The following is a 9183-nucleotide window of genomic DNA, read 5'->3' as shown; positions in this document are numbered from 1 at the left end:
TGGAGCAGCAGAGCGACGACGAGGAGGCGCGGGCCAACATCGCCCTCTTCCTCGCCGACGCCATGCTCACCAAGCCGGCGCACGCCTTCTCCCTCCTCCCCCGAGAAAGGCTCCACGCCGTGACCACCTCCCCCCACTCGCCCGCCCAGGGCTCGATCCTGAAGCAGCCGCTGGCCGTCTGGGCCGTCGCCTTCGCCGCGGTGATCGCCTTCATGGGGATCGGCCTGGTCGACCCGATCCTCCCGGCCATCGCCGAGAGCCTGCAGGCGACTCCGACCGAGACCTCCCTGCTCTTCACGAGCTACCTCGTCATCACCGGCGTCGTGATGTTCTTCACCAGCTGGCTCTCCAGCCGCATCGGCGCCAAGAAGACCCTCATGATCGGCCTGGTGCTGATCGTGGTGTTCGCCGCGCTCGCCGGCACGGCGGGCAGCGTCGAGGGCGTCATCGGCTTCCGCGCGGGCTGGGGCTTCGGCAACGCGCTGTTCATCTCGACCGCGCTGTCGACCATCGTCGGCGCGGCGAGCGGAGGCTCCTCCGCGGCGATCGTGCTCTACGAGGCCGCGCTGGGCATCGGCATCGCCATCGGCCCGCTGCTCGGCGGGCTCCTCGGCAGCGTCTCGTGGCGCGGCCCGTTCTTCGGGACCGCCGTGCTGATGGCCGTCGGCTTCATCGCCATCGCGACGCTCCTGCGCGAGGACGGCCCCAAGCCCGCTCCGACTCCGCTCTCGGCGCCCTTCGCGGCGCTCAAGGTCCCGGCCATCCGCACGCTGGCGGGCGCCGCCCTGTTCTACAACATCGGCTTCTTCGTGCTGCTCGCCTACACGCCCTACCCGCTCGGGCTGGACGAGATGGGCCTCGGCTTCACGTTCTTCGGCTGGGGCCTGGGCGTGGCGATCACCTCCGTGTTCGTCGCTCCGCTGCTCACCCGGCGCCTCCCGCGCACCGTCGTGCTGCGCTCGGTGCTGCTGCTGCTCGCGCTCGACCTGATCGCCGGCGGCCTCGTGATCTCGTCCCGTGTCGGCCTGATCGTCTGCATCATCGTCGGCGGCCTGCTGCTCGGAGTCGTCAACACGGTGCTCACCGAGTGCGTGATGGAGGCGACCGACCTGCCCCGCTCGGTCGCCTCGTCCGCCTACTCCGGCGTCCGCTTCCTCGGCGGCGCGATCGCCCCGCCCGCCGCCTCCGCCCTGGCCGCCGCGGTCTCGCCGGCCTTCCCGATGTACGCCGCAGCCGGAGCCGTCGCCGTCGCCGCGCTGATCGTGCTGCTCGGACGCCGCACCCTGGCCCGCGCCGACGCCCACGAGCCCGAGCCCGAGCTCGTCGAGGCGCAGGCGATCACGCTCGGCGAGTGACGCGCCCGGCGGGCTTCAGGGGCCCGCCGAGGCGTCACGAACGGTCGTCATCCGGGCAGGGTGACGGCCGTTCGTGACGCCTGGACGCGGTCGAGCGGGAAGGGCGCAGGATCCGACCTGTGGAGAACCGGTTCACAAGATCGGGAGGCGGGACAGTGGCCGGATGCACGATCCCTCGCCGCTTCCGATCGGACTCCGCGGCCGCGCCTTCACCGTCGCTGACGCTCGCGCGAGCGGAGTGAGCCGCGGGCGGCTCCGCAGCTCCGACCTCCACCGGCCCTTCCACGGCGTCCGCACCGCCGACCCCGACCCCGACCTGCGCCTGCGCGCGGAGGCGCTCCTCGCGCTGGTCGGTCCGGAGGCGCTCCTGAGCCACGTGACGGCGGCGCGGCTCTGGCCGCTCGACCTCCCGCCCGCCGCTGCGGACGAGCCGGTGCACGTCAGCGTCCGCCGGCCGGGACGCGCTCCCCGGCACCGGAACGTCGTCGGCCACGCCCTCGCCGATCCCGACGTCCGCCGCGTCCTGCGCCGCGGACTGCCCCTCACCGATCCGGCCTCGCTCTTCTGCCATCTCTCCGCGCTCCTCGAGCCGGACGACCTCGTCGCGGTGGGCGACGCGCTGGTGCGCACGCCGGTCGTCGGCGATCCGGCCGATCGACGGCCCTGGGTGCCTCTGCCCGACCTGCGGGATCGCGTGTCGGCCTTCCGCGGTCGGGGCTCGGTGCGACTCCGCGCCGCACTCGCTCTGGTGCGCGACGGGGCGGACTCGCGGCAGGAGTCGCGGTTCCGGCTCGCCTCGCTCCGGGCAGGGCTCCCGGAGCCGGTGCTGCAGGAGCCGCTGCTCGACTCCGACGGGGTCTTCGTCGGGCGGCCGGACGGCTGGTACCCCGCGGAGCGGGTCGCGTGGGAGTACGAGGGCGACGATCATCGCACCAGCAACCGGCGCTTCGCGCGCGACCTCGGCCGCTACGACGACCTCGCCTCGATCGGGGTCCGCGTCGTCCGCATCGTCGGCGCCGAGTTCGTCCCCCACCCCGAGCGCTCCGTCGAGCGCCTGCGACGAGCACTCGCCGACCGGGCTCCGCATCGACGACCGCCGAGGGGTCGCGAACGGTCGTCATCCGAGCGGGATGACGACCGTTCGTGACGCCTCGCGGGAGGGCGCGCGCTCAGGAGTCAGGGGGCGACCTCGAAGAGGCGCGGGCGCAGCGCGGACGTGCGCGGGTCGGCGGCGCAGGCGGCGAGCGCCGCCGCGAGGACGCCGCGGGCCGGGTGCGGCTCTCGGACGTACACGTCGACGCCGGCGGGCGTGAACGGCGTCCGGGCGAAGCGGGTGAGCGCCCAGCCCGCCTCGTCGTCGGCGGCCACGAACGACCAGCGGCTGCGGGCGAGGAGGGTCAGCGGCTCGACGCCGCGCCAGCGGAAGCCGGACGGATCGTGCGGGTCGGGGGTGTCGATCCCGACCACGTAGTGCGAGCGCGTGCGGCCGCGCCAGCTGACGACGTCGCCGATCCCGCCGGTCGGGAGCGGCGCGTACGTGATCGCCACCCCCGACCGCGAGCGCCAGAGCGGCAGCGAGGAGCCCCGGACGAACCAGGTGCCGCTCGCGAGCGCTCGGGCGTCGATCATCGGAGAGCGTGCTTGATGTTGGTGCGGGCCAGCGCGACGGCCTCGCCCGCTCCTCCGTTCATCACGATCTTCGAGACCGCCAGCGCGAAGCCCTTCACCTGCGCGCCCGTGATCGTGGGCGGGAGCGAGAGGGCGAGCGGATCCGTCACCACGTCGACGAGGACCGGGCCGCCATCGGCGAGCGCCGAGCGGAGGGCCTCCTCCACGTCGCGCGGGTCCTCGACGCGGATTCCGCGGATGCCGATCGCCTCCGCCACCTTCGCGTAGTCGACCATCGGCACGTCGACGGCGAAGTCCGGGAAGCCGTCGACCAGCATCTCGACCTTCACCAGCCCGAGCGTGGAGTTGTTGAACACGACGATCGTCACGGGCAGCCGGTAGGCGGCGACCGTGACCAGCTCGCCCATCAGCATGGAGAGCCCGCCGTCGCCGCTCAGCGAGACGACCTGGCGACCGGGGTGCGAGAGCTGCGCGCCGACCGCCTGCGGCAGCGCGTTCGCCATCGACCCGTGCATGTACGAGCCGAGCAGGCGCCGCTTCCCGTTGGGGGTGATGTAGCGGGCCTGCCAGACGTTGCCCATGCCGGTGTCGGCGGTGACGATCGCGTCCTCGGAGAGCAGGCCGTCGAGCGTGGAGGCGACGAGCTCGGGGTGGATCGGGCTGCGCGTGCCGACCTCGGTGTACTTCCCGACGACTCCGGTGACCAGCTTCTCGTGCTTCTTCAGCGTCTTGTCGAGGAAGCGGTGGTCCTTCCGCTGCACGAGCGGGGTCAGCGCGGTGAGGGTCGCCGCCACGTCGCCGTGGACGGGGTGCGCGACGCTGACGCGGCGACCGAGCTTCGAGGCGTCGCTGTCGACCTGCGCGATCACCACCTTCGAGGCGTCGGGGAGGAACTGCTCGTAGGGGAAGTCGGTGCCGAGGAGGAGGAGCAGATCGGCGTCGTGCATGCCGGCGTGCGCCGCTCCGTAGCCGAGGAGGCCCGTCATGCCGACGTCGTAGGGGTTGTCGTACTGGATCCACTCCTTGCCGCGCAGGCTGTGCCCGACGGGCGCGCCCACCAGCTCGGCGAAGGCGACGACCTCGTCGTGCGCGTTCTGCACTCCGGCGCCCGCGAAGATCGCGACGGTCCGCGCCTGGTCGATCGCGGCCGCGAGGGCGCGGACGTCGGCGTCGGCGGGGACCAGGACGGGCGTCGACGGCAGCACGAACGCGGGGAAGCCGTCCACCGCTTCCAGCTCGGCGATGTCGCCGGGGAGGGTGACCACGGCGACTCCGCGGAGGGCGACCGCGCTGCGCATCGCGGCGTTGACGACCCGCGGGGCCTGGGCGGCGGTCGAGATCAGCTCGCGGTAGTTCGAGCACTCGACGAAGAGCCTGTCCGGGTGCGTCTCCTGGAAGTAGGACGAGCCGATCTCGTTGCTGGGGATGTGGCTCGCGATGGCGAGCACCGGGGCGGAGGAGCGGTGCGCGTCGTAGAGGCCGTTGATGAGGTGCAGGTTGCCGGGGCCGCAGCTGCCGGCGCAGACGGCGAGGCGCCCGGTGAGCTGCGCCTCCGCGCCGGCGGCGAAGGCGGCCGCCTCCTCGTTGCGCACGTGGATCCAGTCGATGCCTCCCTTCTCGGAGCCGCCGCTGCGGCGCACCGCGTCGACGATCGGATTCAGCGAGTCGCCGACGATCCCGTAGATGCGGGAGACGCCGGCGTCGATGAGCTGAGCGATGAGCTGGTCTGCGACCGTCTTCTGAGCCATGACCCCATTCGACCGGACCGGGCTGAGCGTCCGCTACTCCGGAAAGTGGAGATCCGGATCGAGTGCATCCCCCTCGGGACGGATGCCCTGCACCCCTAGCCTGGGAGTCGTCACAGGAACACCTCCGTACCGCTGATCCCGGGAGTCGTCATGAACCGCCGCAGAACCGCCCTCGTCCTGGCCGCCGGCGCGGCCCTCGCCCTCGGCCTGACCGGCTGCTCGGGCCTGAACGGCCTGATGGGAGGCGAGACCCGCGACGACGAGACCGGGGAGATCACCGAGGGCGGGACGACCGACGTCTTCCAGCTGCGCGTGGGCGACTGCCTGAACGGCGAGCTCAGCGAGGAGGCGACCGAGGTCACCGACGTGCCGACCGTGCCCTGCACCGACCCGCACGTCTACGAGGTGTTCCAGAACCTGACGATGGCCGACGCCGACGAGTACCCGGGCGAGTCGGTCGCGACGGAGCAGGCCGAGAGCGACTGCGTCACGGCCTTCGAGTCGTTCACCGGGATCGGCTACCAGGACTCGGCGTACGACTTCAGCTACTACTACCCGACCGCCGAGAGCTGGGGCACGGGCGACCGGACGATCAACTGCATGATCACCGACCCGAACGGGCCGAGCACGGGGACGCTGGCGGGCGTCGCGGCCTGATCGCGATCCCCCCGCGCGGCGGTGCCGGTCCCGCTGAGCGCTCCGCGCGCGGCCGGGGTCAGTCGCGGTCGCGCGCGGGGAACAGGCGCAGCAGCACGCCGGAGCCGATCCAGACCACGGCGATCCCCGCGACGAGCCAGGAGGCTCCGAGGCCGGACGCCGCTCCCGCCAGCACAGCGCCGACGGCCGCTGCGGCGGAGCGCAGCCCCGCGCCGATCGTGAACACCTGCGAGCGGACGGCGGCCGGGCTCTCCTGGTCGCGCAGCAGCAGCATCGCCGCGTTCGAGGGGGCCGTGAAGACGCCCGCGACCGCGAAGGCGGCGATCGCCGCGACGACGCCCAGGTCGGGGACGGCGATCAGGAGGACCGCGCCGGTCGCGATGTAGGCGGCGCCCATGGTCCACGCCGGCGGCCGGCGGGTCCAGCGGCGGGCCGCCACGGCGAGGGCGCCCAGCAGGCCGCCCACGGCGAAGGCGGTCAGGATCCACGCGGCGGCGTCGGTGCTGCCCAGCCGCTCCACCGAGAGGCTGATCGCCGCGACTCCCGCCGCTCCGCCCGCGACCTGGCTGAGCGTGCCCGCCGAGGTGACCACCGCGATCGGACGGTGCCGCACGAGGTGGGTGACGCCCGCGACGATCGTCCGCAGCACGCCGACGGTCGGCGCCGGACGCGGCTCCATCGCCAGGCCGAGCGATCCGACGACGCCGATGAGGGCGAGGACCGCCATGGCGAGCATCGCGGTCCGCGCTCCCCCGACTCCGACCGCGAGGCCCACGATGGCCGGCCCGCTGATCGAGGCGACCGTGTACGAGAGCGAGTCCTGCGCGTAGGCGCGGCGCGGCTCCGGGATGGCGCTCGTGACGAAGCTCGACATGCCGCCCATGTAGACGGGCGTCGCGAGCCCCGCGAGGAGCAGCAGCACCACGATGAGCGGCGTCGGCACCTCGCCGAGGAAGGCGGCGACCGCGAAGGCGACGGCGGTCGTGAGCGCGGCGCCGACCAGGAGCCGGCGGGGGCGGCGGACCCGGTCGAGCACCGTGCCGACGAGCGGCGCGGCGATCACGGCGGGGAAGAGCGCCGCTCCGGTCAGGGCACCGCCGAGCGCGACGTCGCCGAGACGCTCGACGGCGAGGACGGGGAGGGCGACGACCATGCCGGCGCTGGCCAGGCGGAGGGGGATCGACGCGGCCTGGTAGCTGACCGCGCTCATGCGGGACCGGGGATCGACATCACCTCCGATGGTGCCACGGCTGCGGGACCGGGTCGGCCGGGGAGGCAGGCCACCGGCGTCCGAGCGGCCTGCGGAGCCTGCCCTAGGCGATCGGCGTCCGCGCCGCGAGCTCGGCCGCCGCCGCGACGCCCAGGCGCCAGGGCGCGCCGTGGCCGGGCAGGAGTGTCCGCGCCCCGGTCCCGGCGAGGACCCGCAGCGAGTCGAGGGACTGCGCCGTGTCGGCGGTGGCGGCGCGCGCGACCAGGTGCGGGCCGGTGCGCGCGGAGTAGGGGTCGAGCGTGACCAGCGCGTCTCCGCCGATCACCGCGTCGCGCTCGGGCAGGTGCAGCGAGACGTGCCCGTCGGTGTGCCCCGGAGTCGCGAGCACGCGGGGCGATCCGGGCACGTCGAGCACCGCTCCGGCGGTCAGCGGCAGGGTCCCGTGCACGGGCGGCACCGCGAGCGCGCCCGCACGGGCCATCGCTCCGAGCACCGGGATCGCGGAGGGGTGCAGCAGCGGGTACACGAACGGCGTGCGCTGGCGGCGGTAGGAGTAGGGCTGCGCGGCGAGCGGCTGGTCGGCCGCGTGCAGGTGCACGGGGACGCCCCGCCGGACGAGGCTGCGGGCGACGCCGAGGTGGTCGAAGTGCGCGTGGGTCAGCACGAGGGCGTCGATGTCGCCGAGCGAGCGGCCGAGCACCTCCAGCGCGCGGACCAGGTGCGGCCACGTCCTCGGGAGACCTGCGTCGACGACGGTCAACCGGCCCGCCTCCTCGATCAGGTAGAGGTTCGTCCAGGCGTGCTCGAGCCGGTGCACCCCGGGTGCGACGTCCCGGTGCAGGCTCGCGCCGCCCCCTCGCCGCTGCTGCCGGCCCTGCTGCTCGCGCTGCTGCTGCTCCATCGTGCTCCCGCCCCTCCGGGCCCGCGCCCGATCGCGACGACGCTACGAGCGTCTGCGACGGATCGGACAGGGCGTTGACGGCGGGGGTCCGCGTCGTGCAGGGCTCAGCGGCGCCGCCCGCGGAGGGCGAGCTGCACCGCCGCGAGCAGGAGGAGGACCGCGAAGAGGATCCCGGACACGCGCGCCGGCAGGAGGAAGGAGAGCGCCACTCCTGCGAAGGAGAACGCCGTCGCGGTGAGCCCGACCACGAGGCCCGCGCGCACGTCGAGCAGGCCGCGCCGGGCGTTCGCGATCGAGCCGGTGACCGCCGTGGGGATCATCGCGGCGAGCGAGGTGCCCTTGGCCAGGAGGTCCGCGAGCCCGAAGGCCCCGACCAGGACCGGCACGGCGATCGCTCCGCCGCCGATGCCGAAGAGGCCGGAGGCGACGCCCATCCCGATGCCGAGCCCCGCGAATCCGGGCCACACGCCCCAGCCCTCGGCGACGTCGCCGGTGTCGTTCGAGCCGAACACGGCCATCCGCACCGCCGCGGCCACGAGCAGCGCCACGAACATCCAGCGCAGCACGCCCAGAGGCAGCCGCGCTAGCAGCCAGGATCCGGCCACCGCCCCGAGCATCGCCGCAGCCGCGATCACCGCCGCCGGGACCCAGGCGACCTGGCCGGCGAGGGCGTAGCCGAACGCTCCGGCGACCGAGGTCGGAGCGATCGCGAGCAGCGAGGTGGCGGAGGCGCGGCGCTGGTCCATCCCGGCCCACGCGATCAGCATCGGCACCATCACGATCCCGCCGCCGACGCCGAACGCGCCCGACAGGGTCCCGCCGACCGCGCCGATCAGGGCCAGGACGAGCAGGGCGCGCGGGCGCATGCGCGCGGCCGTCCGATCGGGGAGGGGCGCCTGCGGGGCGGTCGCGTCGGTCACGGCTCCATGCCACCACAGCACCGGGCCGAGGGCGAATCGACGGGCGTCGACCGCGTTCCTGAGAGGACCGGCCCGGCCCGGCCCTCCTCTCTGGCAGTTGCCTGGGCGGGCCGGATCCGACCGTGACGTTCGGCGTCGACGGAGCGTCCTACCTGCATACCCCGCCTGATCGAGCGATCGGGCCCCGAGCGAAAGAGGAGACCATGGCCGAGACCACCGCGACCACCACCCGTCAGACCAGCACCGGATCCGGACGCACCGTGATCGAGGACGGCGTCATCGCCAAGGTCGCCGGCATCGCCGCGCGCGAGGTCCCGGGCGTCCACGCCCTCGGCGGAGGAGCGGCCCGAGCGATCGGCGCCATCCGCAGTGCGATCGGCAACGACGACCGCGGCCAGGGCGTCAAGGTCGAGGTCGGCGAGCGCCAGGTCGCCGCCGACATCACCATCGTCGCCGAGTACCCCGCGCCGCTGCAGAAGGTCGCCGAGGACGTGCGCTCCGCCGTCGCCGATGCCATCCAGCACATCGCCGGCATGGAGGTCGCCGAGATCAACGTGACCGTCCAGGACGTCCACATCCCCGAGGACGACACCCAGGAGTCCGACCCGCGCGTCGTCTGACCCGTTCCCCCCGCACCGACGCCCCGGGCCGAACGGCACCGGGGCGTCGGCGTGTCGGCGACCCTGCGCCGACCCCCGGGGCGTCCGGATCCGGTGCTGGTCTGACGGGTGGTGGTCGCGGTGGTCTCGGCCATGGTCTCCTC

General features: G+C 74.0%; 9 protein-coding genes. 4 read left to right on the top strand and 5 right to left on the bottom strand.

The window, feature by feature from the left end; genetic code table 11:
* The first annotated feature begins 119 nt into the window (after positions 1–119).
* Both C5C74_RS16235 and C5C74_RS16230 read left to right on the top strand, forming a co-directional pair.
* Positions 120–1355, top strand: a complete 1236-nt coding sequence (locus C5C74_RS16235; RefSeq protein WP_308471011.1) for an MFS transporter — start codon at positions 120–122, stop codon at positions 1353–1355.
* 163 nt (positions 1356–1518) lie between these two features.
* Positions 1519–2502 carry a hypothetical protein gene (locus C5C74_RS16230; protein WP_104351894.1) on the top strand — a complete coding sequence of 328 codons (984 nt, stop codon included), beginning with the start codon at positions 1519–1521 and terminating at the stop codon, positions 2500–2502.
* Positions 2503–2531: 29 nt separating this feature from the next.
* Here the strand turns inward: C5C74_RS16230 and C5C74_RS16225 are convergent, their stop codons facing one another.
* Positions 2532–2984 carry a hypothetical protein gene (locus C5C74_RS16225; RefSeq protein WP_104226090.1) on the bottom strand — a complete coding sequence of 151 codons (453 nt, stop codon included), beginning with the start codon at positions 2982–2984 and terminating at the stop codon, positions 2532–2534.
* Entirely contained in the window at positions 2981–4732 is a 1752-nt protein-coding gene (locus C5C74_RS16220; RefSeq protein WP_104226089.1) for a pyruvate dehydrogenase, read from the bottom strand. The genes C5C74_RS16225 and C5C74_RS16220 overlap by 4 nt, the downstream gene beginning before the upstream one ends.
* A gap of 150 nt (positions 4733–4882) precedes the next feature.
* Here C5C74_RS16220 and C5C74_RS16215 point away from each other — a divergent pair, with 150 nt between their 5' ends.
* The gene (locus C5C74_RS16215; RefSeq protein WP_104351893.1) at positions 4883–5389 is read left to right on the top strand and encodes a septum formation family protein; all 507 of its coding nucleotides are present in this window, start codon (positions 4883–4885) and stop codon (positions 5387–5389) included.
* A 58-nt stretch (positions 5390–5447) separates the two neighbouring features.
* On the opposite strand, the gene C5C74_RS16210 is transcribed toward C5C74_RS16215, so the two are convergent.
* The 3 genes from C5C74_RS16210 to C5C74_RS16200 all read right to left on the bottom strand — a co-directional run bounded on the left by C5C74_RS16210 (position 5448) and on the right by C5C74_RS16200 (position 8420).
* Positions 5448–6599 (bottom strand): MFS transporter, encoded by a 1152-nt coding sequence (locus C5C74_RS16210; RefSeq protein WP_104351892.1) that lies wholly within the window; start codon positions 6597–6599, stop codon positions 5448–5450.
* A gap of 103 nt (positions 6600–6702) precedes the next feature.
* Complete coding sequence (locus C5C74_RS16205; RefSeq protein WP_104225146.1) at positions 6703–7500, bottom strand: MBL fold metallo-hydrolase; 798 nt, start codon at positions 7498–7500, stop codon at positions 6703–6705.
* A 104-nt stretch (positions 7501–7604) separates the two neighbouring features.
* The gene (locus C5C74_RS16200; RefSeq protein WP_104233037.1) at positions 7605–8420 is read right to left on the bottom strand and encodes a sulfite exporter TauE/SafE family protein; all 816 of its coding nucleotides are present in this window, start codon (positions 8418–8420) and stop codon (positions 7605–7607) included.
* 203 nt (positions 8421–8623) lie between these two features.
* Here C5C74_RS16200 and C5C74_RS16195 point away from each other — a divergent pair, with 203 nt between their 5' ends.
* The gene (locus C5C74_RS16195; RefSeq protein ID WP_104225148.1) at positions 8624–9040 is read left to right on the top strand and encodes an Asp23/Gls24 family envelope stress response protein; all 417 of its coding nucleotides are present in this window, start codon (positions 8624–8626) and stop codon (positions 9038–9040) included.
* The last annotated feature ends 143 nt before the right edge of the window (positions 9041–9183 follow it).

The organism is Rathayibacter sp. AY1E8, from assembly GCF_002931415.1.
Lineage (GTDB): Bacteria > Actinomycetota > Actinomycetes > Actinomycetales > Microbacteriaceae > Rathayibacter.
This window is presented reverse-complemented; position numbering and strand designations above follow the sequence as displayed.

Excerpts from the sequence above, each read along its gene's own strand:
- C5C74_RS16225 (WP_104226090.1), bottom strand. The coding sequence starts at position 2,984 with ATGATCGACGCCCGAGCGCTCGCGAGCGGCACCTGGTTCGTCCGGGGC.
- C5C74_RS16210 (WP_104351892.1), bottom strand. The coding sequence starts at position 6,599 with ATGAGCGCGGTCAGCTACCAGGCCGCGTCGATCCCCCTCCGCCTGGCC.
- C5C74_RS16230 (WP_104351894.1), top strand. The coding sequence starts at position 1,519 with ATGCACGATCCCTCGCCGCTTCCGATCGGACTCCGCGGCCGCGCCTTC.
- C5C74_RS16205 (WP_104225146.1), bottom strand. The coding sequence starts at position 7,500 with ATGGAGCAGCAGCAGCGCGAGCAGCAGGGCCGGCAGCAGCGGCGAGGG.
- C5C74_RS16215 (WP_104351893.1), top strand. The coding sequence starts at position 4,883 with ATGAACCGCCGCAGAACCGCCCTCGTCCTGGCCGCCGGCGCGGCCCTC.
- C5C74_RS16195 (WP_104225148.1), top strand. The coding sequence starts at position 8,624 with ATGGCCGAGACCACCGCGACCACCACCCGTCAGACCAGCACCGGATCC.
- C5C74_RS16220 (WP_104226089.1), bottom strand. The coding sequence starts at position 4,732 with ATGGCTCAGAAGACGGTCGCAGACCAGCTCATCGCTCAGCTCATCGAC.